Raw genomic sequence first — 25,803 nt, 5'->3', positions numbered from 1 at the left:
CAGCATGAAGGTTTCCCAGGCCGGTGCGGTCGCCGCAACGATCGCTCTAGCCCTGACCACCTCCGGGTGCGGCGCGAACGATGACGCCAAGCACACGATCCCGATCGGGATCAAGTTCGACCAGCCCGGCCTCGGGTACCGGGCGGCGGACGGCACGTTCTCCGGGTTCGACGTGGACGTCGCCCGCTACGTGGCCAAGGAGCTGGGCTACAAGCCCAGCGAGATCGAGTTCAAGCAGGTCTACAGCGCCGACCGGGAACTGCTCATCCAGTTCAACGAGGTCAAGTTCGTCGCCGCGAGCTACTCGATCAACGACAAGCGCAAGACCAAGGTCGACTTCGCCGGACCGTACTTCCTGGCCCACCAGGACCTGCTGCTCCGCGCCTCCCAGACCGACATCACCAAGCCCGAGGACCTCAACAGCAAGCGGCTGTGCTCGGTGACCGGCTCGACCTCGGCCGAGAACATCAAGAAGAGCCTCGCCCCCAAGGCGGACCTGCTGGAGCTCCCGGGCTACTCGGAGTGCCTCATCGCCCTCCAGGACAGCCAGCTCGACGCGCTGACCACGGACAACACGATCCTCGCCGGGTACGCCGCCCAGGAGGGCAACCAGGGCAAGTTCAAGCTCGCCGGGCTGAACCTGAGCAAGGAGAACTACGGCATCGGGCTCAAGAAGGGCGACAAGGCCCTTCAGAAGAAGATCAACGACGCCCTGCGCAAGATGGTCCAGGACGGTTCCTGGGCGAAGTTCGTCAAGAGCAACTTCGGCGCGGCGAACTACAAGAACGAGCCGGCCCCGGCGATCACCGAGGGTGGCTGACCCGCGGCGCACCGGCCGGTCGGCTCCCCCCGGCCCGACCGACCCGGCCCCCGGTCCCGCCGCCGTTACGCGGTCGGGACCGGTCCCCGCATGTGCCGGCTGATCCACTGGATCAGTCCGCCGTTGTACATGCCGGGGACGTAGCTGTAGGCGTCGTGGCCGCCGCCCTGGTCGACCTGGAACCTCGTCTTGACGGGCCCCTTCCCGTACTCCTTGATGAAGTTCTCGATGGGCGGCCGGTTCTTGACGTCGCTGCCCTTGGTGCCGACCTGGAAGCCCAGGTAGACCTCGGGGCCGTTGCGGTCGAGCAGTTTCCGCGCGAGTTCCGGCGGGCTGTTCTCGGCCTTCTCCCTGGGGTGCCCGTTCCACAGCCGTGAGTCGGGAACGATGTCGGGTCCTCCGGCGATCACGGCCTTGAACTGGTCCGGCTTCTGCAGCACCGCCTTCAGTCCGGCGAAGCCCCCGGAGGAACTGCCCATGAAGGCCCATCCGTCGCGCGAGCCGATGGTCCGGAAGGTGGAGCGGACGAGGTCGGGGACGTCTTCGGTCAGCCAGGTGCCCATCTTGGGCTGGCCGGGGATGTCGCTCCCGTCCCAGTACAGCCCGCCCTTGTCGGTGTCGGGGTTCAGGACCGGCATGGCGAGGATGAAGGGCAGGCTGCTGCCCTCCCGGGACCACTTGGAGATGCTGGACTCCAGCTTGAGGTGCGGGTCCATCCAGTAGTTGTTGGGGTACCCCGGGCCGCCGGGCAGGGCGATCATGACGGGGAACCCGCTGTGCGCGTACCGGGGGTCCTTGTACTGCGGCGGCACCCAGAGCCAGACCTTGCCGGTGAACCCGGACTTCTTCCCCACCAGGGTCGTGACCATGACCTTGGTGCCGTCCTCGGGGACGGTGGAGGCGATCCGCAGCTCGGGCTGCGGGCCGGTCGGCATCCGGGTCAGCGGATCGGCCGGGGCCTTGCCCGGGGTGCCCGCCTGGGCCGGTGACTGCTCCTGGTCGAAGCGTACGACGTCACCCGTGTCCGAGAAGACGTCGTAGTAGGAGAGCGCGCACCCGGTCGCGACCCCGGCCACCACGACGGCGGCCACGGCCCCCGTCCAGCGGCGCCGGGACGCCCCGCGCCGTGCCTGCCCGGGCTCCGCGGGCTCCTGCCGTCGCTCTGTGCGGTGCTTCATCCTGTGCCACTCCCGATACCCGCCATACCCGCTGTTCCGAGCCGACCGGTCAGGCCGTCACGGTCCTCAGGGTCGTCACGGTAGGAGAGTGACGGCCGAATGCCGTGGTTCGCCACCAAGAGGTATGTACAGGGCGAACGGTGAGTCAGATTCCGGCCAGGGGTGACGTGCTCGAAGCTGCGCGATAACACGTCACTTCGAGCAGCTTCCTTCACGTGAACCCTGTGAGCGCGCTATGTTGCCGGGTGCATGCCAAAGAGCTGTGTCCGTGTCCCGGACCGCAGAGGAGCTGCCCCATGAGACTCACCCCCCACCTCCTGCCACCGCTCCCACCCCTCTTCCGGCGCTCCCCGCGCCCCCGGCGCCCCGGCCGCCGCACCCCGCTCGCCGCGCTGCTGGCCGGCGCCCTCGCCGTGGCGGGCCTGGCCGCCGCCGGACCGGCGGCCTCCCTGGCCGAGGCCGCGTCCGCCGCCGTGCCCGCCGCCGCGGCGGCTTCCACGGCGGGCAACGCCACCGGGCTGAGCCAGTCCGGGAACACCTTCACCGTGACCTCGACCAGCGGCGCCAAGGTCCGCGTGGTGGTCGCGCGGGCCGACGTCTTCCGGCTCTGGCTCTCCCCGGACGGGGCCTTCACCAATGACCCGGCGGGCTCCGACCTGGCCCCCACCACCGACTTCGGCCCGGTGAGCACCGGATACACCGACGCGGGCAGCTACTACAAGATCACCACCGGCTCCGTGTCGATCCGGGTCAACAAGGCGCCGTTGCAGTTCTCCGTCTACCGCGCCGACGACTCCACCCTCGTCTGGCAGGAGACCCAGCCGACCAGCTGGACCGGCAGCCAGACCACCCAGTACCTGGCCCGCGGCGCCGACGAACAGTTCTACGGAACCGGCCTGCGGCTGGGGGAGTGGGCGCTGCGCGGCAAGACCGTACCCGTCGCGGTCGACAACAAGTGGCGGGAGAACAACAACGCCAGCCCCGCGCCCTTCTACATGTCGACCAACAACTACGGCGTCATGCGCAACACCTGGGCCCCGGGCTCGTACTCCTTCAACGCCCCCAGCACCCTGACCCACAACGAGAACCGCTTCGACGCCTGGTACTTCACCGGTGACTCCCTCAAGTCCGTGCTCGACGCCTACACCGATGTCAGCGGCAAACCGTTCATGGCACCGATGTGGGGCTTCGAACTCGGCAACGCCGACTGTTTCAACGCCTCCAACCCCGCATACCAGGGCGACCACAACCGGCTGCGCCACCAGACCACCCCGGACGTCGTCGGCTACGCGACCGACGCCCGCGCCGCCGACATGCCCTCCGGCTGGTTCCTGCCCAACGACGGCTACGGCTGCGGCTACACCGCGCCGCTGAAGTCCACCGTCGACGCGCTGAAGGCCAAGGGCTTCCAGACCGGCCTGTGGACCTCCACCGGACTCGGCTCCATCACCGACGAGGTGTCCGTGGCCGGAACCCGCGGGGTCAAGACGGACGTCGCCTGGATCGGCGGCGGCTACAAAACGGCCTTCTCCGGCGTCCAGCAGGCCGTGGACGGCATCGAGAAGAACTCCGACGCCCGCCGCTACGTGTGGACCGTCGACGGCTGGGCGGGCACCCAGCGCAACGCCGTCGTCTGGACCGGCGACACCAACGGCACCTGGGACGACATGCGCTGGCACGTCCCCGCCATCGCGGGCGCGGGCCTCTCCGGCCTGAACTACGCCTCGGGCGACATCGACGGCATCTTCGGCGGCAGCCCCAAGACCTACGTCCGCGACCTCCAGTGGAAGGCCTTCACCCCGGCCTTCATGACCATGTCCGGCTGGGGCGCGACCAACCCGGCCGCGGGCTACCAGGACAAGCAGCCCTGGCGGTTCGCCGAGCCCTACCTGTCCATCAACCGCAAGTACCTCCAGCTCAAGATGCGGCTGATGCCGTACCTCTACACGATGAGCTCCATCGCCCACGACACCGGCGTGCCCAGCACCCGCGCCATGGTCCTGGACTACCCGGACGACCCGGTGGCGCGCGGCAACCTCACCAGCGGCCAGTTCATGGCCGGGGACTCCTTCCTCGTCGCCCCGGTCGTCTCCGACACCGCCGTCCGTGACGGGATATACCTCCCCGCCGGCACCTGGACCGACTACTGGACCGGAAAGACCTACGCCGGGCCGGGCTGGCTGAACAACTACGCCGCCCCCCTCGACACCCTGCCCCTGTTCGTCAAGGGCGGCGCCATCGTGCCCATGTGGCCCCAGATGAACTACGCGGGCGAGAAGCCGCTCTCCACCCTTACCTACGACATCACCCCGCGCGGCGACTCCGCCTTCTCCCTCTACGAGGACGACGGCCTCACCCGCGCCTACCAGAACGGCGCCTCCGCCCACCAGCAGGTCAATGTCAGCGCCCCCACCACCGGTTCGGGCAAGGTCACCGTCTCCGTCGGGGCCTCCACGGGCGACTACACCGGCAAACCCGCCTCCCGCGGCTACGAGTTCACCCTCCACGTCGCCTCGGCCCCCGCCGCCGTCACGGTGGACGGCGCCGCCCTCACCCGGCTCGGTTCCAAGAGCGCCTACGACACGGCCGCCACCGGCTGGTTCTTCGACCCGGCCGACCGCGCGGGCGTGCTGTGGGTCAAGACCAGTGCGAAGTCCGGCGCGTTCACCGTCTCCGCCACCGGTACGACGATCCCCGCGGCCCAGCCGATCCCGTCCTCCGGCGCCCCGATCCCGCAGACCGGCTGGTCCCTGGTCTCCGCGGACAGCCAGGAGACGAGCGCCGAGAACGGCGCCGCCACCAACGCCTTCGACGGCAACCCGGCCACCCTCTGGCACACCGCCTGGTCCTCCGGCACCCCGGCGGCCCTGCCGCACGAGATCAGCATCGACCTCGGCGCCCGGTACGCGGTGGACGGTCTCGGCTACCTGCCCCGCCAGGACGGCGGCAGCAACGGCCGGATCGGCGGCTACGAGGTGTACGTCTCCGACAGCAGCACCGACTGGGGCTCCCCGGTGGCCACCGGCACCCTCCCCGACACCGCGGCGGCCAAGACCGTACCGCTGGCCGCGAAGACCGGGCGCTACCTGCGGCTGAGGGCGCTCACCGAGGCGGGCGGCCGGGGGCCCTGGACCAGCGCGGCCGAAATCACCCTGACCGGGCGGCCCGCACCGCTGCCCACCGACGCCACCCTCGTCAACGGCGCCTCGGGAACCTGCGCGGACCTGCCGCACAGCGCCACCGCCCCGGGCACCGAACCCACCCTGTACACCTGCCACGGCGGGCCCAACCAGCGCTGGACCCTCCAGAGCGACGGCCGGATCACCGGTCTCGGCGGGGTCTGCCTCGACGCCACGGCCGGGGCCACCGGCGCCGTGACGGTACGGGCCTGCGCCACCGCGCCGGTCCCGGCCGCCCAGAACTGGCAGCAGGGAGCGGACGGCAGCCTGCGCAGCGGCGGCCAGTGCCTGGTCCCGACGGGCTCGGGCACCGCCAACGGCACCACGCTGGGCCGGGCCGTGTGCACCGGCTCCGCCGCGCAACGCTGGACCTTCACTCCCTGACGGACACCGTGTGCGCGGCGGCCGGGGCGGGATCCACCGCCCCGGCCGCCGCCGCGTCCGGCCTCCCGCCCTCGCCCGCGTCCGCCTGCGCACCCGCCTCGGCGACCAGCTCCCCGGTCAGCGCCTCGACGTACGGCTGCGGCGCGCGCCGGCGCACCGCGATCACCCCGATGTACCGGGCGGGCCGCGGCGGTTCCACCTCCACGGCCACCGCGCCCGGCCCCGGCGCCAGCGAGATCCGGGGCACGAGCGAGACGCCCACACCCGCCGCGACCAGCGACTGCGCGAAGAAGTAGTCGGTCGAGGAGGCGGCGACCCGCAGTTCGAAACCGGCCTGGGCCGCGTACCGCCGCAGGTACGCCTCCGTCTTCATGCAGCCCAGCACCCAGCGCTCGGCGGCCAGCTCGCGGAGCCCGAGCGAGGCACGGTCCGCGAACCGGTGACCGCGCGGCAGCACCACCGACAGCGGGTCGTCCATCAGCGGCGTCCAGTCGAGTGCCGGACGCGCCCCGGAGCCCGCGACCGCCGGAGCGTCGAAGCGGTAGGCCAGCGCCAGATCGGCCGCGCCCCGGCGGACCATCGCCACCGCCTCCTCCGGCTCGGCCTCCAGCACGGTCAGCTCGACCTCGGGCCACGCGGCCACGAACCGCGTCAGCGCCGCGGGCAGCAGGTGACGGCCGCCGCTGGTGAAGGTGGCGAGGGTCAGCCGGGGGCGGGGCGAGCCGAGCCGGTCGATCCGCCGCCGGACCTGTTCGAGCTCGTCGGAGATCGTCTCCGCCGTCTCGACCAGCAGCCGCCCGGGCTCGGTGAGCGTGACCCCGCGGGTGCTGCGCACCGCCACCGGGTGACCGAGGGTCCGCTCCAGCGCCGCGATGTGCTGTGAGACCGCCGACGGGGTCAGCAGCAGCGCTCCGGCCGCCTTGTTGAAGCTGCCGTGCTCGGCGACGGCCCGCAGCACGCGCAGCCGCTGCACATCGATCATCAGTTTTCCTTACGACGGGTTCAGCAAGTGGCCGGTTCCGCTGGGGACCGGACGGCGGCAGAGTCGGCGGCATGCGAAACATATGCGTCATCGGCGGAAGCCGGTACTTCGGCAAGCACCTGGTCGAGCTGGAGCGGGAGGCCGGGAACAAGGTCACCGTCATCAACCGCGGCTCCACCCCGCGACTGCCCGGAACCACCCGTCTCGTCGCCGACCGGGACGACGAGCGGCAACTGCGCGAGGCCCTCGGCGCGCGCACCTTCGACGTGGTCTTCGACCAGGTCGCCTACACCCCGGAGCAGGCCGCGACCGCCCGCCGCGTCTTCGAGGGCCGCACCGGGCGGTACGTGATGACCTCGACGATGGAGGTGTACGACCCGGCCACCTTCGCCGCCCTGCCCACCGGCCCCGAGGGGCCCCTGCTCGCCGAGGACCGCCTCGACCTCGCCGCCCTGCCCCCGGCGCGGGAGCCGTCCCGCGCCGGGGACGCGCCGGATCCCGCGACCGCCTACGCCGAGGGCAAGCGCCGGGCCGAGGCCGTCCTCCTCACCGACCCGGCCTTCGACACCGTGACCGTCCGGACGGCCCACGTGCTCGGCGGGGGGTCCGCGGACTTCACCGGACGGCTCGCCCACTACGTCGAGCGGATCGCCGCGGGCCGGCCCGTCGACATCCACGCCGACCCCCGCCCGACCTCCTTCGTCCACCACGAGGAGATCGCCCGCTTCCTGCACTGGACGGGGTCCGGGACCTTCACCGGACCCGTCAACGCGGCCTCCCACGGAGCGCTCACCGTGACCGAGCTCTGCGACCTGATCGCGGCCGGGACCGGCCGGCGCCCCCGCTACCGCACGGTGCCCGGCGGCGGCGCCGCCTCCCCGTTCTCCTTCGACCGCTCCTACGCCATGGACAACGGGCGGGCCGCCCGCCTCGGCTTCGGCTTCGGCCGGGTCGAGGACTGGCTGCCGGGCGCCGCTGCCGAGGCCCGCGCGGACGCCCTCGTACGGACCGGCTGAGAAGCTGGACCGTCGGCCCGCCCCTGGCCACCCGGAGCGCCTCCCGGCTGTGCCAATGGCCCAGTCGACGGACCCTGAGTTGAGCCAGTGGGCCTCAGGGTGGTTATCTGTGCCGTATCCATGTACTTACGGCGCCGTGCTGCGCCGGACGGCGACGAGGCCGCTCCGGACCACGGTGCCTTCGCCGTGTCCGCCCACGCCCACCACCCCGGGCCGTCGCGGGACCGGCGAGCGCACCATCGCAAGGGGGGCGGCACACCGCCGTGAAGAGGATGTTCGTGGCTCCGGATCCGGGGCGTCTGAGACTGCGCAACTCACTGCGCGCGGTGACCGGGATCGGCCTCGCCGTCACCGCCGCCGAACTGTGCGGCCTGTCGCTCACCGCCTCCATCACCGGGGGCCTGACCGCACTGCTCGCCCTGTTCACCGTCACCGACCCGAGCGTGCGCGCCCAGCGGGTGACCACGGCCCTGCTGCCGGTGGCCGGATTCCCGGTGCTGGCCCTGGCCACGTCCCTGCACGGGGTCCCGCTCGCCCGCGACGCGGCCTTCCTCGCCGTCGTCCTCGGCGGGGTCTACGCCCGCCGCTGGGGTCCGCGCGGCCACGCGCTCGGCATCTTCGCCTTCATGAGCTTCTTCATCACCCAGTTCCTGCACGCCGTCCCCGCCCAGCTGCCCGAGCTGTACGCCGCCGTGGCGCTGGCCCTGCTCGCCGCGGGCACCGTGCGGTTCGTGCTGTGGCCCCTCGAACGCCGCTACCCGCCCGCCGCCGTGCCCCCCGGGCTGCCCGGGCGCGGCCTCGCCCGCACCACCACGCGCCAGGCGTTCCAGGCCACGGCCGCCTGCGCGGTCGCCCTGTCCCTGGGCCAGTTCTTCTCCGAGGACCGCTGGTACTGGGCCGTCGGCACCACCTGGTGGATCTTCGTCAACACCACCTCCCGGGGCGAGACGCTGGTCCGCGGGTTCCGCCGGGTCCTCGGTACGGTCATCGGCATCGTCGTCGGGCTGCTGATCGCGATCCCGCTGCACGGCGCCCCCGCGCCCACCGCCGCGCTGGTCGCCGTGTGCGTCTTCGGGATCTTCTACACGGCCCCCGTGTCCTACAGCTGGATGATGCTCGCCGTCACCGTCATGGCCGGGCTGCTCTACGGCCTGCTCGGCGTCCTGAGCCCGGCCCTGCTGGTGCTGCGCCTGGTGGAGACCGGGGTCGGGGCGGTGTGCGCCGCGCTCGCCGTGGTCCTCGTCCTGCCCGTCACCACCCACGCCACCAACGACGCCTGGATCCAGCGCGCCCTGCGCTGCGTGCACGCCGCCACCGCGGCCGCCGCGGCCCGCCTCGCGGGGTCGCCCACCGCGGACCCGGCCCCGCACGCCGCGGAGCTGGAACTGCTGCTGGCGCGGGTACGGATGGCGCTCGCGCCCCTCGTGCATCCCCTGAGCCCCTTCCGCGACCGGCGGGCCCGGGCCCGCCGGGTCATCGCCCTGCTGGACGACTGCGCCCGCGAGGTGCGCGGCCTCGCCGCCGTCGCGGCCGACCCCTCCGCCTCCCACGACGCCCGGCTCGCCGCCGCCTGCTGGCGGGTGGAGGCCGCGGTGGAAGCGCTCACCGCACCCATCACCGGCCTCGGCCACGACCGGGAGCCCGCGGCGGCCGCCATCCCCCCGGCCCCCGCCGGGCCCGCGCTCGCCCACCTGCACGGGCTGGAGCGGGCGCTCGCCGAACTGGCCCACCCGCTGCGCTCGGACCGCCCCTCCCCGCTGGTCAGCGCCGGCTGAAGGCCATCGTCCGGTCGTACGATCTCGGCGCGCGGCGCGGCGGTCCTGGAGGGGGCCGCGGCCGCCGCCCTGGCCGAAACCGGAATCCCCGAAGGGGGCGGCGCTACGGACCGTGGCCGGAAAGCACCGGTTGACCCGGGGTTTTGCCGCGGATCCTACGTCGGCACCCGTGCTTGCGCAGCCATTCGAGGAGGTTTCACTCGAACGAGTGTTCCGGGCTCACCTGTCGTACGCCGCTGACCTGCGGCCCGTACAAAGAGTGAGCGCTCATCGCACATTCATCTGGCATGTACAGGGTGGATCTGTCCGGACAGGGGGTAACCGCACGAAATGGAAATTCTGCATCCGACGTCGACGGTCCATCAGGTGTGGCAAGAGGCGCGGGAATTCATCCGGCTGTTCCACCGGGAGAATCCGGAGGCCGGTGATCCGGCCGCCCGGCTCGACGCCGTACGGACCCAGCTGGCGGAGACCGGAACCTACCGGCACACCCATGACGAGGTCGTCCACGGGGCCCGCGTCGCCTGGCGCAACAGTAACCGGTGCATAGGCAGGCTGTACTGGAACTCGCTGCGCGTGCGCGACCGCAGGGGCCTCGCCGGCGCCGACGAGATCGCCGCGGAGTGCTTCGAGCACCTGCGGGACGCCACCAACGGCGGCCGGGTGCGGCCCACGATCACCGTCTTCGCCCCGGACGCCCCGGACCGCCCCGGACCGCTCATCTGGAGCGAGCAGCTGATCCGTTACGCCGGATACGGCGACGAGGACTCGATACCCGTCGGCGACCCGCGCAACGCCTCGCTGACCCGGACCCTGTGCCGGCTCGGCTGGACCGGCGGCCGCGGCACCGCGTTCGACCTGCTGCCCCTGGTCGTGCAGGGCCGCGACGACAAGCCCCGCTGGTTCGAACTCCCCGCGGACGCGGTGCTGGAAGTGCCGATCGAGCACCCGGAGGGCGACCACTGGGCGGACTGGGGGCTGCGCTGGCACGCGGTCCCGGCGATCTCCAACATGTGCCTGGAGATCGGCGGCATCCACTACCCGGCCGCCCCCTTCAACGGCTGGTACATGGGGACCGAGATCGGCTCCCGCAACCTCGGCGACGAGGACCGCTACAACCTGCTGCCCGAGGTGGCCCGCAGGATGCGCCTGGACACCTCCAGCGACCGCTCGCTGTGGAAGGACCGGGCGATGGTCGAGCTGAACCGGGCGGTGCTCGACTCCTTCGACCGGGCCGGGGTCACCATCGCCGACCACCACACCGAGTCCCGCCGCTTCCTCTCCCACATCGACCGGGAGGAGCGCAAGGGGCGTGACGTGGGGGCGGACTGGTCCTGGATCGTGCCCCCGATGTCGGGTTCCGCGACCCCCGTCTTCCACCGCACCTACGAGGACCGGCGCCAGAGCCCGGCGTACGTCCAACACGCCGGTGCGCGGGAACGGGCCCTGGGGCGGGATTTGGTCTAGACCCCTCTGTTACCGTCGGCCCGGACGAACCGGCGGAGAGGGGAAGACCGTGGCGAGTGCGGACCGGGACAGCGGGCACGCGGAGACGGACGGGCACGGCGGTGCGGACGATCCGGCGGGCGGACTCCCGGGGGCCGGGCCCGGACGCGGACGGCGTGCGTACATCGGCTCGTTCACCTCGACGGGCGGCCGCGGCATCACCACCGCCGACGTCGACCCGGCGACCGGCGCCCTGACCCCCGTCGGCGCCACCGACGCCCTCGCCGACCCCTCCTACCTCGCGCTCGCCGTGGACGCAGCGGACGCCCCGGTGCTCTACGCGGTCAGCGAGACCAAGCGCGGCGCCGTCGGCGCCTTCCGGCCGTCCGGCGCGGCCGGGCTGGTCCCGCTGGGCTCCCCGGTCGCCGTCGACGCCTCCGGCCCCACCCACCTCAGCGTCAGCGGGAACCGGCTGCTCACCGCGAACTACACCTCGGGCAGCGTGAGTACGCTCGCCCGCGCCGCCGACGGCCGCCCCACCGGCCCGGCTTCGGTGCTGCGCCACCACGGGTCCGGCCCCGACGCCGACCGTCAGGGGGAGCCGCACGCCCACCAGGTGCTGCCGGATCCGGGCGGGCGCTGGGTGCTCAGCGTGGACCTCGGCACCGACTCGGTGCGGGTGTGCGCCCTCGACGCGGCCAGCGGCGCACTGCGGGTGCACTCCGAAGCCGCGCTGGCGCCGGGCAACGGTCCCCGCCACCTCGCCTTCCACCCCGGCGGCGCGCTGCTCTACGTACTGAACGAGCTGCGGCCGCTGCTGACCGTCTGCCGGTGGGACGCGGCCGCCGGGACAGTGGAACCGGTCGCGGAGGTTCCGGTCGCCCCAGAGGGCGGCTCAGGGGCCGTACGGGCCTACCCCTCGGCCCTCGTGGTCTCGCCCGACGGCCGGTTCCTCTGGGCGGCCGTCCGCGGCCTCGACCTGATCGCCGCCCTCGCCCTGCCCGGCGACGGCGCGAAGCCGCTGGTCACGGGCAGCGTCCCGTGCGGTGGCCGGTGGCCGCGGGACCTGGCCCTCGACCCGGCCGGACGGCGGCTGTACGCGGCCAACGAGCACTCCGGGGACGTCACCTGGTTCGACGTGGACCCGCTGACCGGGCTGCCGCGCCGCGCCGGATCCGCCGCGGTGCCCGCCGCCACCTGCGTCGTCTTCGGCTGAACCGCCCCTGGAACGCGCGAGGGCCCGCCGCCGGATCATCCGATCCGGGGGCGGGCCCTCGCCGTGTTCACGGGCGGGTCAGTGCACCGGGGCGTCCAGGGAGATCCCCGCGGCGCGGCTGTACTGCGCCACGGCGAGCTTGCCGAGCGCCGGGTAGGCACCGAGCGCGTCGGCCGCGGCGCAGCCGGCCTCCTTGCACGCGGTGTCGAGCAGCCCGTCGGCGGCTTCCGGGCCGATCAGGTACGGGGCCAGCGCCAGCTGGACGGCGCCGGAGGACTGGCGCAGCTCATCGGCGACGGCGGCCACGGAACCCTCCTGGTCCAGGGCGGCGGCCATCACGGGCACGGCGAGGCGGGCGGCGAGCAGCATGCCGGTGATCCCCGCGGCCTGGACGGCCTCCGGGCCACCGGTGGTGGCCAGGATGATGCCGTCGGCGGCCGTGGTCACGGTGAACAGCCGGGCGCGGTCGGCGCGGGCCAGGCCCGCCTCGGAGAGCCGTACGTGCACGGCCTCCGCCAGCAGCGGGTGCGGTCCGAGGACATCGGCGAGTTCGACGGCGGCGGAGCAGTCCATCATGGCCCGGCGGATCCGGCGCAGCAGGTCGCCGTCGGGGCCGACCAGCAGCGGGACCACCACGGCGTCCGGGCCGCTCGGCGGGGGCACGTCCTGGCCGTTCGCGCGGGCGAACTCGGCGCGCGCGGCGCGCTGCTGCCCGATCGCGGTCAGGACGGCCGAAAGGCCGGGGAACTCGGCGGCCGCGGTGTCATCGCCGGCATCGCCTTCGACGAAACCGATGTGCGCGTCCAGGCCGGGCAGCTCGGAGCGGCCGATGCTCAGGATCTCCTCCGCGTACCCGCGCGAGGCGGCCGAAGGGGCACCGGGCACGGCGAGTACCAGCGCGGGCGCGCCCTCGGGCGCCACCGCGGGCTCGGGCCGGCGGTGCCGTCCGGTCTGGCGGGGTCGCGGCATTCGTACGGGCAGGCCATTCGCGGGCCCAGTGGGGGAGCTCATGGCGCCGCATGCTACTGGCTTTCCCGGACCGGCTGTTCGGGCAGGGCCCACTCGGGCGGCATCTGTCCGCATTTATCCGGTGAAGTTCAGATACGATCAACTGACGGACGGCAAGCGCCAGTCCACAGGCTGTGATCCCTGCCGGACCAGCAGGTCGTTCGCCCTGCTGAAAGGCCTGGAGCCGAAGAACCCGCGGTCGGCGGACATGGGGGAGGGGTGCGCCGCCTCCAGGGCCGGAAGCTCCCCGAGGAGGGGCCGCAGATTACGGGCGTCCCGCCCCCAGAGCACCGACACCAGCGGCTTGCCGCGCGCCACCAGGGCCCGGATCGCCTGTTCCGTCACCGCTTCCCAGCCCTTGCCCCGATGGGCGGCGGGCTTGCGCGGGGCCGTGGTCAGCGCCCGGTTGAGCAGCAGGACGCCCTGCCGGGTCCAGGGGGTCAGATCGCCGTTGGCGGGCCGGGGCACACCGAGATCGCTGTGCAGCTCCCGGAAGATGTTGTCGAGGCTGCCGGGCACCGGGCGCACCTCCGGGGCCACCGAGAAGGACAGCCCGACCGCGTGCCCCGGGGTGGGGTACGGGTCCTGCCCGACGATGAGCACCTTCACCTCGTCGAAGGGCTGCTGGAAGGCGCGCAGGACGTTCGCCCCGCTCGGCAGGTACGTCCGGCCCGCCGCTATCTCGGCGCGCAGGAAGTCGCCCATCGCGGCGATCTGTTCCGCCACCGGTTCCAGAGCGCGGGCCCAGCCCGGCTCGACGATCTCGTTCAAAGGTCGTGCTGCCACGCTGCGTCACTCTAGTTGATGCGGGACTCCGGGCGGTTCAGCCGGGTTGGGCCCCCGGCCGATCACCGCGGCCCGCACGCACAGCACGTCCGGCAGGTGCCCGGCCAGCAGGCTCCAGCTGTCCCCGTCGTCGGCGCTCGCGTACAACTCGCCGTTGCGGTTGCCGAAGTAGATGCCCGCGGGGTCGGCGTCGTCCGTGCAGAGCGCGTCGCGCAGCACCGTCCCGTAGTGGTCGCCGGAGGGCAGCCCGGCGCTGAGCGGCTCCCAGGTGGTCCCCGCGTCCTGGGTGCGGAAGACCCGGCAGCGGTGGTCGGCCGGGACCCGGTCGGAGTCGGCGTTCAGGGGGAAGACGTAGGCGGTGTCCGGCCGGTGGGGATGGGCGGCCACCGTGAACCCGAAGTCGGACGGCAGGCCGCCGCCGATGTCCGTCCAGCGCGTGCCCGCGTCGTCGCTGCGGTAGACGCCCCAGTGGTTCTGCAGGTAGAGGCGGTCCCGGTCGCCCGCGTCCTGGGCGATCTTGTGGACGCACTGGCCGAATTCGGGCTGCGGATCGGGCAGGAAGACCGCGGAGACGCCCTGGTTGGACGGCGCCCAGCTCCGCCCGCCGTCCTCGGTGCGGAAGACCCCGGCCGTGGAGACCGCGACGGTCACCGCATCCGGGCGGGCCGGGTCGGTGATCACGGTGTGCACGGCCTCCCCGCCGCCGCCGGGCACCCAGGCCGAGCGGGTGGGGTGCTCCCACAGCGGCCGGACCAGCTCGAAGGTCTCGCCCCGGTCGGCGGAGCGGAACAACGCCGCCGGTTCGGTCCCGGCGTACACCACGTCCGGGGCCTCGGGCCCGGCCGGATGCAGCTGCCAGACCCGCTCCAGGGAGGCGCCGGTGTCCTGGGGGAACCGGACCGCGGGGGCGGCCGGTTCGTGCCAGGTCGCCCCGAGGTCGTCGGAGCGGAAGACGGAGGGCCCCCAGTGCAGGCTGTCCGCGCCGACCAGCAGCCGGGGCGCGGGGCCGCGCCGGTCGATGGCCACGGCGTAGACGGCCTGGGCGTTGAAGTGCGGCGCGTCGAACGCCCAGCGGCCGTCGGCCCCCCGGCGGCCGATGAAGAGCCCCTTGCGTGTTCCCGCGAGCAATAGCACGTCGGACATGGCCGACACCTCCCGGACGTCGTCGTCCCTCGGACGATCCCTTTCCGGTCAGTCTGCACCCGGCCACTGACAGCGGCCCGGCAGGCACTTCGGGGCGCGCGGGCATGCTGACCTGCTGATCGATAGTGACCGACGAGCGGATCGAGCCAGCTGGTTACTTGATCGTACGGGGCCGGAAAGGGTTCACTTCTGCCTTCTGCTGCCCTGTGAGAGGCGATCCGTGGCCACCGAGCACCTCCCTCCGCTCGACCTCGCCTTCTGGCGGATCGAATCCGCCTCCCATCCCATGCACCTCGGCGCCCTCGGCGTGTTCGAGGCCGCCGGTCCGGACGCGGCCGCGCGGGCCGCGGAGCTGATCGCCGAGCGCTGCGCCGACGTGCCCCGGCTGCGCCGCCGGATCCACGACGTCCTGCTGCCGGTGGGCGCGGCCGCCTGGTCGCCCGCCCAGGACTTCGACCCGGCCCGGCACGTGTTCCTCGTACCGCACGCGGACGCCGATCCGCACGCCGCCGCCGGACCGCTCATGGCCAGGCCGCTGGAGCGGGGGCTGCCGCCGTGGGAGGCCCATGTGCTGGCCGGGCCGGACCCGGACACCTTCGCGGTGCTGTTCAAGTTCCACCACGCCCTGTCCGACGGGCTCGGCGTGCTCGCGCTGGCCGCCGGGCTGTTCGACGAGGGACTGCCGGTACGGGGCTCCGCGCGCCCGGCGGACCGGGCGCCGCGGCGGGGCGCCGGCGGCCCAGTGCCCGCGCCCGCACCCGGCTCGGCCCTGCGGCGGCTGCCCGGAACGCTGGCGGCGCGGGCCCAGGACGTGGGCCAGGCCCTGGAGATCGGCGCCGCCGTGGCCCGGTCGGGGCTGCCCTTCGGCGTGCCCGACGGGCTGAGCGCCGAAGGCGGCGCGGCGGCCGGGACCCGGGCGCTGGCCGGGGTCGCGCTCGACCTCGATGACGTGAACCGGGTCCGCAAGGTCGCCGGGGGCACCGTCAACGACGTGCTGATCGCCCTGGTCGCGGGCGCCCTGCGGCGCTGGCTGGCCGGGCGCGGGGAACCGGTGGGCGACGCGTCCGGGCCGCGCGCCCTGATCCCCGTCGCGCGCCGCCGCGCCCCGGGCGGCTCCGGCGCTTCCACCGGCTCCGGCGCGGGGAACCGGCTCTCCGGCTATCTGCTGCGGCTCCCGGTCGCCGAGAGCGAGCCGCTGCGCCGCCTGGGCGCCGTACGGCTCGCGATGGACCGGAACAAGGAGGCCGGACCGGCCCGGGGCGCGGGGGCCGTCGCCCTGCTCGCCGACCACGTGCACCCGCTCGGTCACCGGCTCGGCGGGCCGCTGCTGGCCCAGGCGGCGCGGCTGCTCTTCGACATCCTGGTCACCAGCGTGCCGCTGCCCGGACTCACCTTCTCGCTCGGCGGCAGCGCGGTCCGTGAGATCTACCCCCTGGCACCGCTGGCCCAGGGGCACGCGCTGGCCGTCGCGGTCTCCAGCTACCGGGGCACGGTCCACTACGGGCTGGTCGCCGACGGGGCCGCCGTACCGGACCTGGACGCGCTGGCGGGGGCGTTGCGGACCGAACTCGAAGAACTTGTACGAGAGGTCTCGTAGTACGAGGGATTCCGTAGTACGGTGTACCTCGTACTTAGTTGTCGTGCCCGGCTCCCTCGGTCGCCGGGCGCGGCTCCCGTCGGCCGCATCCCGTGGAGAATCCAGATGAGTACCAGCCTGTTCGAGCCCTACACCCTCCGCTCGGTGACCGCGCCGAACCGTGTGTGGATGGCTCCGATGTGCCAGTACAGCGCCGAGCCCGCGGGTCCGGAGGCGGGTGTGGCCCATGACTGGCACTTCGCGCACTACGCGGCCCGTGCGGTCGGCGGCACCGGTCTGATCCTCCAGGAGGCCACCGCCGTCTCCCCGGAGGGCCGGATCTCGCCCTACGACCTCGGCATCTGGAACGACACCCAGGTCGAGGCGCTGCGCCGGATCACGTCCTTCCTCAAGGCGCAGGGCACCGTTCCGGGCGTCCAGATAGCTCACGCGGGGCGCAAGGCGTCGACCGACGCCCCCTGGAAGGGTGGCGCCCCGGTCGGTCCGGAGGGGCACGGCTGGCAGCCGAGCGCCCCGAGCCCGGTGGCCTTCGCGGAGAACCACCCCGTGCCCCACGAGCTGACGGTGGAGGAGATCCGGGAGGTCGTCGGGCAGTTCGCGGCCGCCGCCCGGCGCACGCTGTCCGCCGGTTACCAGGTCGTGGAGATCCATGGCGCCCACGGCTATCTGATCGGTGAGTTCCTCTCCCCGCACAGCAACCGGCGCACCGACGCCTACGGCGGCTCCTTCGAGAACCGGATCCGCTTCGCCGTCGAGGTGGTGGACGCGGTGCGGGCCGAATGGCCCGAGGAACTCCCGCTGTTCTTCCGAATATCCGCCACCGACTGGCTCGAAGAGGACGGGTGGACCGCCGACGAGACGGTCCGGCTGGCCTCCGTGCTCCGGGAGCACGGGGTGGACCTGCTCGACGTCTCCACCGGTGGGCTCGCCCCGCACGCCCGGATACCCGTCGGCCCGGGATACCAGGTGCCGTTCGCCGCCCGGGTCAAGGCGGAGGCCGGATTCCCGGCGGCCGCCGTGGGTCTGATCACCGAGCCGACGCAGGCCGCGAAGATCGTGGCCAACGGCGAGGCGGACGCGGTGCTGCTGGGACGCGAACTCCTGCGCGACCCGCACTGGGCCCGTCGCGCGGCCGGGGAGCTGGGGGCCGAGATCCGCCGTCCGAACCAGTACCACCGGTCCTGATCGGCGCCGGTTGTGATCGGCACCGGTCCTGATCGTTCATCGCTCCGCGCGAGGGCGGATGTACTACGATGGTTCTCGTACCTTCGTGGTGTCCAGCGAGTGGAGGAGTACACATGACGGAGCCCAGTGCCACCGCCCGTTCCCTCGACCACCCCACTCCCGCCGAGATCCGGCTGGAAAGCGTGCTGCACGCCCTCTCGGATCCGGTGCGGCTGTCCATCGTCCGCGAACTGGCGCAGGGCAGCGGGGAGCTGGCCTGCTCGTACTTCGAGTTGCCGGTGACCAAGTCGACGACCACGCACCACTTCCGGGTGCTGCGCGAGAGCGGTGTCGTGCGTCAGACCTACCGCGGCACCACCAAGCTCAACGACCTGCGCCGCGATGACCTGGACGCCCTTTTTCCGGGCCTCCTGGACGGCATCCTGACGGCCGCCTCCGCCGAGGCCGGACGCGCGGGCAGCTGATCGCGCGGCCCGGTCCCCCGTGCGCGGGGAGCCGGGCCGCGGTGCCTCATCGCCACTCGTTCGGGTCGGATCCGCCGGAAGCGGTGGACCGGCTACCCCCTGATCGGCTACCAACAGGGCCATAAGGGGGGAAAATTGAGCGCAAACACCCAGGAGCAGGACGGCAGCCGGGATGGTGGGCCGTTCCTCCTCGCGAAGGTCCTGGCGGACACCCTGGTGACGACCATCGGACGACAGCGGCGGCCGGAGGCGGGGGGCGCGCCCGGTGCCGGGGCCGGTGCGGCCCGGCCCGCGACCTGCCGGGACTGCGGGCAGGCCGCGTACTGGCACCGCACGGTCCGGGGCAAGTGGATCCTCATCGAGCCCGGCACCCGCCCCACCCACACGGTCCCGGCCGGGCAGCGCTGGCGCGTCGCCCCGGACGGCTCCGCCGTCAACCTCGGGGCGGCCTCACCGACGGACACCTGCCGGATCAGTCACTTCGCCGTCTGCCCGGGGCGCGAGGGCTGAGCCGGGCCGGAATCCCTTGACGATCAGCCACCCGGCCAGCCCCAGCTCCCAGGCGAACACCGGGAGCGCGGCGGCCGACCCCGCCACGGAGAGCTGCGCGTAGGCCCCGAACATCACGGCGACGGCCGAAGCGCAGATCAACGGCCCGCCGACCAGCCCGAGCACGGCGATGAAGCGCGGCACGAGCCGTGCGCGGTACGCCAGGTAGGCGAGCAGGACCGTGTTCAGGCCGAGCGCGATGTTGGGTCCGAGCAGGAACGTCCAGTCGTGCACGGCCACCAGCGCGGCATCCGCGCCGCCCGCACCGGCCGCCGCCCCCGCGTCCCGCCGCAGGGTGACGAGCGCCAGGACCGAGACGATCCCGAGGGCGATGACGGCCGCCTCCAGCAGCCGCCCGAAGGCGTACCCGAGCGCGAGCCCCTCGCTGTGGCGCCGCAGGACGGGGAACAGCGCCGCCCCGGTACCGGCCACCGCCACCACCAGCACCACCTCGCACAGCACCCCGAGCAGGGCCCGTGTGTCGGCGCCCTGCGCGAGCCGGCCGTCCGCCGCGCCCAGCAGGGGGCGGTACAGCACCGCCCCGGCTATCGCGGCGACCTCGGTCAGCAGGAACAGCGACCCGGTGGCCACCGCGGTTCTCCGGTCCGGACTCATCTTCTCGCTACCCCTCGCTCGGTGGAGGTGTACGCCGTACACCTGGCAGTGACCATAGGCGTACGGCGTACACTCGTCAAGGAGAGGACGCTGTCGAGAGCGAACGAGAGGGAAGGGGCCGCACCGGAATGACCCGGCAGGAAGCCACGCACACGCAACGGATCCCCCTGAACAGGGACCGCGTCCTGCGCGCCGCCGTCGCGCTCGCCGACGCCATCGGCATCGAGGCGCTCAGCATGCGCAGGCTCGCGCAGGAGCTGGACGTCGTACCGATGGCCCTCTACAAGCACGTCGCGAACAAGGAGGAGTTGCTCGACGGCATGGTCGACGCCGTCGTCGGCGAGGTCGACCCGCCGGGCGCGGACCCCGACTGGCAGCGCGTGGTCCGCGACCGGATCCTTTCGGCCCGGCGGGTCCTGCTGCGCCACCCCTGGGCGGCCCGGGTCATCGAGTCGCGGTCCGGCCCCACCCCGGCCGTGCTGGCGTACCTGGACTCGATGGCCGGGACCTTCCGGGGCGGCGGTCTCTCCGCCGACCTCACGCACCACGTCATGCACGCGATGGGCAGCCGCCTGCTCGGCTTCAGCCAGGAACTGTTCGACACCTCGGCCTCCTCGGGCCCTCCGGACCCCGCCCTGGCGGCCGTCTATCCGCACATCGCGGAACTGGCCGCGACGGCCGCACACGACGGCGGCCCCACGGTCGGCGGAGGCTGCGACGACCAGTTCGAGTTCGCATTCGCCCTGGACCTCCTCCTGAACGGCTTCGAAGCCCTCCGCCGCCAGGGCTGGACCTCCACCCGGACGACGTAGCGGAGGTGGGTGCGGGGGGCCGGAGCGGCCGATCGGCCGGTGCGCGAAATCGATCCGGAAACCCGCCCGGGCGGCGCTCGCAAAGGCCCCGCGACGGCCACTGGCGACCCCTGGGATGATCTTCCACCCGAGGGCCGGGGTGGGGGGTCCGGTCCCCCCGGGACAGCTCGCCGGAAGGGCGTCAACCGCCTCGCCGCACACCGCCTGACCTGGCCTTTCATCATGATCCGGCCTACCGTTTCAACTGACGGAAAGGGGGGACCGGATGGACCGGCACATCCGCACCATCGACGACGTACTCCAGCTCATGGACGGCCTGTTCGCGCCCGAATCCGACCGCTGGACGGCGGACGCGGGCGACTGGTGGGACGGGTTCTACGCGGACCGGACCAAGTCCGTGCCGTTCTTCGTGGCGAAACCGGACGAGCACCTCGCCTCGGCCCTCGACCGCGGCCTGATCGCACCCGGCCGCGCGCTCGAACTCGGCTGCGGGCCGGGGCGCAACGCCCTGCACCTCGCCTCGCTCGGCTTCGAGGTGGACGCGGTCGACCTCTCCCCGGCGGCCCTCGCCTGGGCCGGGGAACGCGCGGCGGAGGCCGGCCTGGACGTCCGCTTCCACCACGGCGACAACTTCGACCCGGTCGCGGCGGCCGCCTGGAGCGGCCCCTACGACCTGATCCTCGACTCCGGCTGCTTCCACCACCTGCCGCCGCACCGCCGGATCAGCTACCTCGCCCTGCTGGAACGGTCGTTGGCCCCCGGCGGCCATTTCTCGCTCACCTGCTTCGCCGCCGGTGAGGCGGGCATGGGTTCCGAACTCCCCGACGCCGACTTCTATCGCGAGGCCCGCCTCCACGGCGGCCTCGCCTACACCGCGGAGTCACTCCGCGCGGTCTTCGCCGACCTCACGGAGGTCGAACTGCGGCGGATGAACGACGAACCGCCCGAGTCCCCGCGCTTCGGCGAACCCTTCCTCTGGGCCGGCCTGTTCCGCAAGGCGTGAGCCCGCCCTAGCGCGCCCGAGCGCCCCCTAGGGGGTGTCTGGTGGATCTCCGTGCCGGACGTCGCGACGCCGCGGAGATCCACCAGACACCCCCTAGTCCGCCGTGGCCGCCGCCGCGAGGAGGCCCGGCCAGTCCGGGATCTTCACCGAGCGGCGGCCCAGGGTGCGCCCCAGGGCGGACTCCGCCGCCTCGATCGCCAGCCAGCCCGGCCACAGCACCGGGTTCAGGCCCGCCGCGCGCAGGGCGTCCAGGGGGTCCCCGGGCAGCTCGCGGCGGGCCAGTGCGCCCGCGTCCTGGAGCAGTGAGGACGCGCTCTCCTTCGCGCAGGGGCGGTTGGTGCCGATCACCCCGGTCGGGCCGCGCTTGATCCAGCCCGCCACGTATTCGCCGACCGAGGCCCGGCCGTCGCGCAGCACCCGGCCCGCCGCGTGCGGGACCGTACCGCGCGCCGGGTCGAAGGGCAGCCCGGGCAGCGGCACGCCCTGGTAGCCGACCGACCGCAGCACCAGCTGGGCGTCGACGTCCTCGTACGTCCCCGTTCCCGACACCCCGCCGCGCCCGTCCGGGACGGTCCGTTCGAAGCGCACGCCCGTCACCTGCCCGTCCGCCCCGCCGAGCAGTTCCACGGGCCGCAGGAAGAACCGCAGGGTGATCCGCCGGGCCCCGGCCTCCGGCCGGTGCGCCGTCCAGTCCCGCAGCACCTCGACGTTGCGCCGGTTCACGGCGGGCAGCGCGGCGGCGGCGCCCGGGTCGGCGTACGCGGGGTCCAGGGCCAGTTCGTCGGCGTGCACGGCGGTGTCCACCCCGGGCAGGGTGCCGAGTTCGCGCAGCTCCTTGGTGGTGAACTTGCCCTGCGAGGGGCCGCGCCGGGCCACCATGGCCACCTCGCGGACCCCGCTGCCGGCCAGTGCGCCGAGGGCCGGTTCCGGCATGTCCGTGGGCCGTAGTTCATCGACGCCCCGGGCCAGGATCCGGGTCACGTCCACCGCGACGTTCCCCGCCCCGATCACCACCGCCGACCGCACCCCCGCGAGCCCGAAGCCCGCCGAGGCGGCGTCCGGATGCGCGCTGTACCAGGAGACGAAGGCGGTCGCGGAGTGCACCCCGGCCAGCTCCTCGCCCGGGATCTCCAGCATCCGGTCCCGGGCGGCGCCCACGCAGTACACCACCGCGTGGTACAGCTCCAGCAGCCGCCCGGTGGTCAGCCGCTCCCCGCCCACCTCGACGTTCCCGAGGAAGCGGATCCGCTCGTCCTCCAGCACGGTCCGCAGGCTGCCCTGGAGCGATTTGATCTTCTCGTGGTCGGGGGCCACGCCGTAGCGCACGAGTCCGTAGGGGCACGGCAGCCGGTCGAGCACGTCGACCCGCACGCCCGGCACCTCGCGCTGCTGGACCAGGGTCTGCGCGGCGTAGACCCCGCTCGGGCCCGAACCGACCACGGCGACACGAAGCACGGAGGGTCTCCTTCCGCAGAGGGATCCAGCATCGCACCGCCGTGCCGGGCCGTCAGCCCATCGCGCGCATCCGGCGGACCTCGGCGCTCTGCTGGGCCACCACCTCGTTCGCCATTTCCTCCACCGCCCCGTTGTTCCCACCGGCGAGGGCCTCGCCCGCCATCGTCACGGCCCCTTCGTGGTGGGCGATCATCAGGCGCAGGAAGAGCCGGTCGAAGTCCGCCCCCGTCGCCTCCGCCAGCTCCTTGAGCTGCTGCTCGGTGGCCATCCCGGGCATGGGCGCCGCGCCGTGGTCGTGGGGGGCCGGACCGCCGGCCGGACCGCCGGCCGGACCGCCGGCCGGACCGCCGGCCGGACCACCGGTCGCCCCGGCCGTCGCGGCGGGGTCCGGGTGCTTGGCCAGCCAGCTTTCCATCACCGCGATCTCAGGCCGCTGCGCGGCGGCGATCCGCTCCGCGAGCCGTTTGACGGGTTCCGCGGAAGCCCGCTGCGGGGCCAGCGCGCTCATGGTCAGGGCCTGCCGGTGGTGCTCGGTCATGCGTCGTACGTAGCTCCGGTCGGCGGCGTTCGGACCGTCGTCGGGCCGTTCCCGGGCCGCCTGGCCGGGGGAGAGGGTGCGGGACTGCTCGCCCGGCCGTCCCGGGGCGATCACCACGGGTCCGGCGGCGGAGCCGTCGTCGTCCCCGCCGACCTCGCAGCCGGTGAGACTGAGGACGAACACGGCGGCCAGTGCCGCCCCGGCGCACCGGCGGAGCACGCATGCCGTCCGGCGCACCGCCGTGATGCGGTCTGTTGTCATGGCCATGCAAAGAACATACTGCCGGAGTCGGGGGTACTGGTTCCGTTCCCGCCGAGAGGGCCCGGAACGCCCCCAAGGGAGGACACATTGACCTCGTCAGCCCCACTGGCCCCATCCGCCCCGGCGCGCGGCACCAGAGCGCGCCCCCGGACCCTGACCGCGGCCGCGGCCTCCGCGTCGGCAGGACTCCTCGTGGCGCTCCTCGCCGTCGCCGCACCCGCCTCCGCCACACCCGACCCGGGGGACCTGACCCCGTTGAGCCCCGGCCGGAGCGCCGCGGGCGCCCCGGCCACCGGAACCGTCTCCGCCGAGATCCCCGGCCGTGACGAGATCGTGCACAGCCGCAACATCACCCCCCTGGCCAACATCCCGAGCGCCAACCCCGCCAGGATCAACACCGACATCGCCTTCCAGGGCCGGTACGCCTACGCGGGCAACTACGACGGCTTCACCATTTACGACATCGGCGACCCGAACGCCCCCAAGACCGTCACCACGGTGCTCTGCCCCGGCGGCCAGAACGACGTCTCCGTCTCCGGGGACCTCCTCTTCCTCTCCACCGACTCCTCGCGCAGCGACGACTCCTGCAACAGCGTCTCGCAGCCGGCGACCGAGAAGTCGTCGTGGGAAGGCATCAAGATCTTCGACATCCGCGACAAGAAGAACCCCAAATACATCAAGTCCGTGGAAACGGCCTGCGGTTCGCACACCCACACCCTGGTGCCGGGCAAGCGCGGGGACATCTACCTCTACGTGTCCTCGTACTCGCCGAGCGAGGCCTTCCCGGACTGTCAGCCGCCGCACGACGGCATCTCCGTGGTCAAGGTGCCGAAGAAGGACCCCCGGCAGTCGGCGGTCGTCGGCTTCCCGGTGCTCTTCCCCGACGGCGGCAACCCGGGCGCGCCCACCAATCCCGGGGTCTCCAAGACCACCGGCTGCCACGACATCACCGTGCTGCCCTCGAAGGACCTCGCGGCGGGCGCCTGCATGGGTGACGGCATCCTCTTCGACATCAGCGAGCCCGAGCGGCCGCGCGTGATCGACCGGGTGCAGGACAACGTGAACTTCTCCTTCTGGCACTCGGCGACCTTCAACGAGCGCGCGGACAAGGTGGTGTTCACCGACGAGCTGGGCGGCGGTGGCGGCGCCACCTGCAACGAGGCCACCGGCCCGAACCGCGGCGCCGACGGCATCTACGACATCACCGGGCGCGGGGACCAGCGCAAGCTCGTCTTCCGCGGCTACTACAAGATCCCCCGCCACCAGGCCGACACCGAGAACTGCGTCGCCCACAACGGCTCACTGGTCCCCGTCGGCGGCGGCCGCGACATCATGGTGCAGGCCTGGTACCAAGGCGGCGTCTCCGTCTGGGACTTCACCGACTCGGCCCGGCCGAAGGAGATCGCCTACTTCGAGCGCGGCCCGCTCAGCACCGACGCGCTGACCCTCGGCGGGTCCTGGTCGGCGTACTACTACAACGGGCACATCTATTCGAACGACATCACCAAGGGCCTCGACGTGCTGCGCCTGGACGACTGGCGCACCGAGAGCGCCAAGTGGGTCTGGACGGACCGGCTGAACGTCCAGTCGCAGCCCGACTACCACTGAGCACCGGAACACCGGAAGGCCTGGGCGCCGGATCTAGAGGAACGTTCCGTCGGGCGGCCCGCCGTCCGGCGGGACCCCCATCTCCCAGTCCAGCCCGTACCGCTGGAACAGCTCCGCCCGCAACCGCGCCGCCGCCATCGGCGCCCCCGGCAGCAGGACGGCGAACACCGCTCCCATCAGCAGGGCCCGCAGCAGCGGATAGTCCCGCTCGGGGTCCACGTCCGGATCGCCCGCGCCGTGCCGGGCCACCGTCTCGCGCAGCAGCTCCGCCAGCCGCCGCTGCTCCGGGCACTGGACGAACCCCTCGTTCGAGAGGATGCCCGCCATGTGCGTCCGCATCAGCAGCGGCTGCTCCTGTGCCAGCCCGAGGATCGCGTCGATCGCCCGGGCCAGCAGCTCCCGCCCCGCCTCCGCTCCCGTGGGCCGCGGCTCGCGCTCCAGCGCCGCGCGCAGGGTGCGGTACATGAGGCGGTGCACCGCCGACTGCAACAGCTGGCGCTTGCCCGGGAAGTAGTACGACACCAGGCCGCGCGCCGTGCCCGCCCGGTCCGCGATGTCCCCGAGGGTCGTGGCCTCGTAACCGCGTTCGCCGACGAGTTCGACGGTGGCCTGGAGCAGCCTCTCCCGGGAACGCCTGCGCAATTCTTCATTGACCGATGCGCTGCGCGGGACCATGCTTACTCCTGCGTTGACTGGCTCAGAGCCAATATACTCAGCGCACGGGCCGACTGGCGGTGGGCGACGCGGGGGATCGCCCACCGTCGGCCGTTCCCGGCCGGATGC

Annotated in this window: 22 protein-coding genes; 13 read left to right on the top strand and 9 right to left on the bottom strand. The window is 73.1% G+C overall.

The genetic code is table 11. From position 1 onward, the window contains the following. Window positions 1–4: 4 nt before the first annotated feature. The gene (locus OHS33_RS04415; protein WP_330329047.1) at window positions 5–820 is read left to right on the top strand and encodes a glutamate ABC transporter substrate-binding protein; all 816 of its coding nucleotides are present in this window, start codon (window positions 5–7) and stop codon (window positions 818–820) included. 65 nt (window positions 821–885) lie between these two features. Here the strand turns inward: OHS33_RS04415 and OHS33_RS04410 are convergent, their stop codons facing one another. Next, a complete protein-coding gene (locus OHS33_RS04410) occupies window positions 886–1,998 on the bottom strand; it encodes an alpha/beta hydrolase (RefSeq protein WP_330329046.1) in 1,113 nt (370 codons plus the stop codon). A 296-nt stretch (window positions 1,999–2,294) separates the two neighbouring features. On the opposite strand from OHS33_RS04410, the gene OHS33_RS04405 reads away from it, so the two are divergent. Then, window positions 2,295–5,561 (top strand): TIM-barrel domain-containing protein, encoded by a 3,267-nt coding sequence (locus tag OHS33_RS04405; RefSeq protein ID WP_330329045.1) that lies wholly within the window; start codon window positions 2,295–2,297, stop codon window positions 5,559–5,561. Here the strand turns inward: OHS33_RS04405 and OHS33_RS04400 are convergent. Then, window positions 5,551–6,543, bottom strand: coding sequence for a LysR family transcriptional regulator (locus tag OHS33_RS04400; RefSeq protein ID WP_330329044.1), 993 nt, complete (start codon window positions 6,541–6,543; stop codon window positions 5,551–5,553). The two genes, OHS33_RS04405 and OHS33_RS04400, sit on opposite strands and share 11 nt — an antisense overlap. A gap of 71 nt (window positions 6,544–6,614) precedes the next feature. Here OHS33_RS04400 and OHS33_RS04395 point away from each other — a divergent pair, with 71 nt between their 5' ends. From OHS33_RS04395 to OHS33_RS04380, 4 genes are all read left to right on the top strand, one after another. Then, window positions 6,615–7,559 carry an NAD-dependent epimerase/dehydratase family protein gene (locus tag OHS33_RS04395; protein ID WP_330329043.1) on the top strand — a complete coding sequence of 315 codons (945 nt, stop codon included), beginning with the start codon at window positions 6,615–6,617 and terminating at the stop codon, window positions 7,557–7,559. A 272-nt stretch (window positions 7,560–7,831) separates the two neighbouring features. Further along, the gene (locus tag OHS33_RS04390) at window positions 7,832–9,334 is read left to right on the top strand and encodes an FUSC family protein (protein WP_330334905.1); all 1,503 of its coding nucleotides are present in this window, start codon (window positions 7,832–7,834) and stop codon (window positions 9,332–9,334) included. A 330-nt stretch (window positions 9,335–9,664) separates the two neighbouring features. Beyond that, window positions 9,665–10,801: a nitric oxide synthase oxygenase gene (locus OHS33_RS04385; protein WP_330329042.1), complete on the top strand. Its 1,137-nt coding sequence runs from the start codon at window positions 9,665–9,667 to the stop codon at window positions 10,799–10,801. Window positions 10,802–10,964: 163 nt separating this feature from the next. Next, complete coding sequence (locus OHS33_RS04380) at window positions 10,965–11,996, top strand: lactonase family protein (RefSeq protein WP_330334904.1); 1,032 nt, start codon at window positions 10,965–10,967, stop codon at window positions 11,994–11,996. A 78-nt stretch (window positions 11,997–12,074) separates the two neighbouring features. Here the strand turns inward: OHS33_RS04380 and OHS33_RS04375 are convergent, their stop codons facing one another. The 3 genes from OHS33_RS04375 to OHS33_RS04365 all read right to left on the bottom strand — a co-directional run bounded on the left by OHS33_RS04375 (window position 12,075) and on the right by OHS33_RS04365 (window position 14,933). Next, window positions 12,075–13,007, bottom strand: a complete 933-nt coding sequence (locus tag OHS33_RS04375; RefSeq protein WP_330329041.1) for a sirohydrochlorin chelatase — start codon at window positions 13,005–13,007, stop codon at window positions 12,075–12,077. Window positions 13,008–13,103: 96 nt separating this feature from the next. After that, window positions 13,104–13,790: a uracil-DNA glycosylase gene (locus OHS33_RS04370; protein WP_330329040.1), complete on the bottom strand. Its 687-nt coding sequence runs from the start codon at window positions 13,788–13,790 to the stop codon at window positions 13,104–13,106. A gap of 6 nt (window positions 13,791–13,796) precedes the next feature. Continuing rightward, a complete protein-coding gene (locus tag OHS33_RS04365) occupies window positions 13,797–14,933 on the bottom strand; it encodes a WD40/YVTN/BNR-like repeat-containing protein (protein ID WP_330329039.1) in 1,137 nt (378 codons plus the stop codon). A gap of 220 nt (window positions 14,934–15,153) precedes the next feature. Between OHS33_RS04365 and OHS33_RS04360 the strand changes: the two genes are divergently transcribed. The 4 genes from OHS33_RS04360 to OHS33_RS04345 all read left to right on the top strand — a co-directional run bounded on the left by OHS33_RS04360 (window position 15,154) and on the right by OHS33_RS04345 (window position 18,689). Continuing rightward, the gene (locus OHS33_RS04360; protein WP_330329038.1) at window positions 15,154–16,530 is read left to right on the top strand and encodes a wax ester/triacylglycerol synthase family O-acyltransferase; all 1,377 of its coding nucleotides are present in this window, start codon (window positions 15,154–15,156) and stop codon (window positions 16,528–16,530) included. Window positions 16,531–16,635: 105 nt separating this feature from the next. Next, the gene (locus tag OHS33_RS04355) at window positions 16,636–17,715 is read left to right on the top strand and encodes an NADH:flavin oxidoreductase/NADH oxidase (protein ID WP_330329037.1); all 1,080 of its coding nucleotides are present in this window, start codon (window positions 16,636–16,638) and stop codon (window positions 17,713–17,715) included. 113 nt (window positions 17,716–17,828) lie between these two features. After that, the gene (locus OHS33_RS04350) at window positions 17,829–18,179 is read left to right on the top strand and encodes an ArsR/SmtB family transcription factor (RefSeq protein WP_330329036.1); all 351 of its coding nucleotides are present in this window, start codon (window positions 17,829–17,831) and stop codon (window positions 18,177–18,179) included. 135 nt (window positions 18,180–18,314) lie between these two features. After that, window positions 18,315–18,689, top strand: coding sequence for a DUF6083 domain-containing protein (locus OHS33_RS04345; RefSeq protein WP_330329035.1), 375 nt, complete (start codon window positions 18,315–18,317; stop codon window positions 18,687–18,689). On the opposite strand, the gene OHS33_RS04340 is transcribed toward OHS33_RS04345, so the two are convergent. After that, window positions 18,630–19,319: a DUF4386 domain-containing protein gene (locus tag OHS33_RS04340; RefSeq protein WP_330329034.1), complete on the bottom strand. Its 690-nt coding sequence runs from the start codon at window positions 19,317–19,319 to the stop codon at window positions 18,630–18,632. The two genes, OHS33_RS04345 and OHS33_RS04340, sit on opposite strands and share 60 nt — an antisense overlap. 152 nt (window positions 19,320–19,471) lie before the next feature. Between OHS33_RS04340 and OHS33_RS04335 the strand changes: the two genes are divergently transcribed. Both OHS33_RS04335 and OHS33_RS04330 read left to right on the top strand, forming a co-directional pair. Then, window positions 19,472–20,155, top strand: a complete 684-nt coding sequence (locus tag OHS33_RS04335) for a TetR/AcrR family transcriptional regulator (RefSeq protein ID WP_330329033.1) — start codon at window positions 19,472–19,474, stop codon at window positions 20,153–20,155. A 265-nt stretch (window positions 20,156–20,420) separates the two neighbouring features. After that, window positions 20,421–21,158 carry a class I SAM-dependent methyltransferase gene (locus tag OHS33_RS04330; protein ID WP_330329032.1) on the top strand — a complete coding sequence of 246 codons (738 nt, stop codon included), beginning with the start codon at window positions 20,421–20,423 and terminating at the stop codon, window positions 21,156–21,158. Window positions 21,159–21,251: 93 nt separating this feature from the next. On the opposite strand, the gene OHS33_RS04325 is transcribed toward OHS33_RS04330, so the two are convergent. Together OHS33_RS04325 and OHS33_RS04320 are read right to left on the bottom strand one after the other, a co-directional pair. After that, complete coding sequence (locus tag OHS33_RS04325) at window positions 21,252–22,613, bottom strand: FAD-dependent oxidoreductase (protein ID WP_330329031.1); 1,362 nt, start codon at window positions 22,611–22,613, stop codon at window positions 21,252–21,254. Window positions 22,614–22,665: 52 nt separating this feature from the next. Beyond that, window positions 22,666–23,412, bottom strand: a complete 747-nt coding sequence (locus OHS33_RS04320) for a DUF305 domain-containing protein (RefSeq protein ID WP_330334903.1) — start codon at window positions 23,410–23,412, stop codon at window positions 22,666–22,668. Window positions 23,413–23,517: 105 nt separating this feature from the next. On the opposite strand from OHS33_RS04320, the gene OHS33_RS04315 reads away from it, so the two are divergent. After that, on the top strand, window positions 23,518–25,020 hold the full coding sequence (locus OHS33_RS04315) for an LVIVD repeat-containing protein (RefSeq protein ID WP_443065413.1): 1,503 nt from the start codon (window positions 23,518–23,520) through the stop codon (window positions 25,018–25,020). Window positions 25,021–25,053: 33 nt separating this feature from the next. On the opposite strand, the gene OHS33_RS04310 is transcribed toward OHS33_RS04315, so the two are convergent. Continuing rightward, window positions 25,054–25,695, bottom strand: coding sequence for a TetR/AcrR family transcriptional regulator (locus tag OHS33_RS04310; RefSeq protein ID WP_330329030.1), 642 nt, complete (start codon window positions 25,693–25,695; stop codon window positions 25,054–25,056). Window positions 25,696–25,803: the final 108 nt, after the last annotated feature.

Source organism: Streptomyces sp. NBC_00536, from assembly GCF_036346295.1.
Lineage (GTDB): Bacteria > Actinomycetota > Actinomycetes > Streptomycetales > Streptomycetaceae > Streptomyces.
The sequence above is the reverse complement of the archived record's forward strand: the minus strand, read 5'-3'. Positions and strand labels throughout refer to the sequence as shown.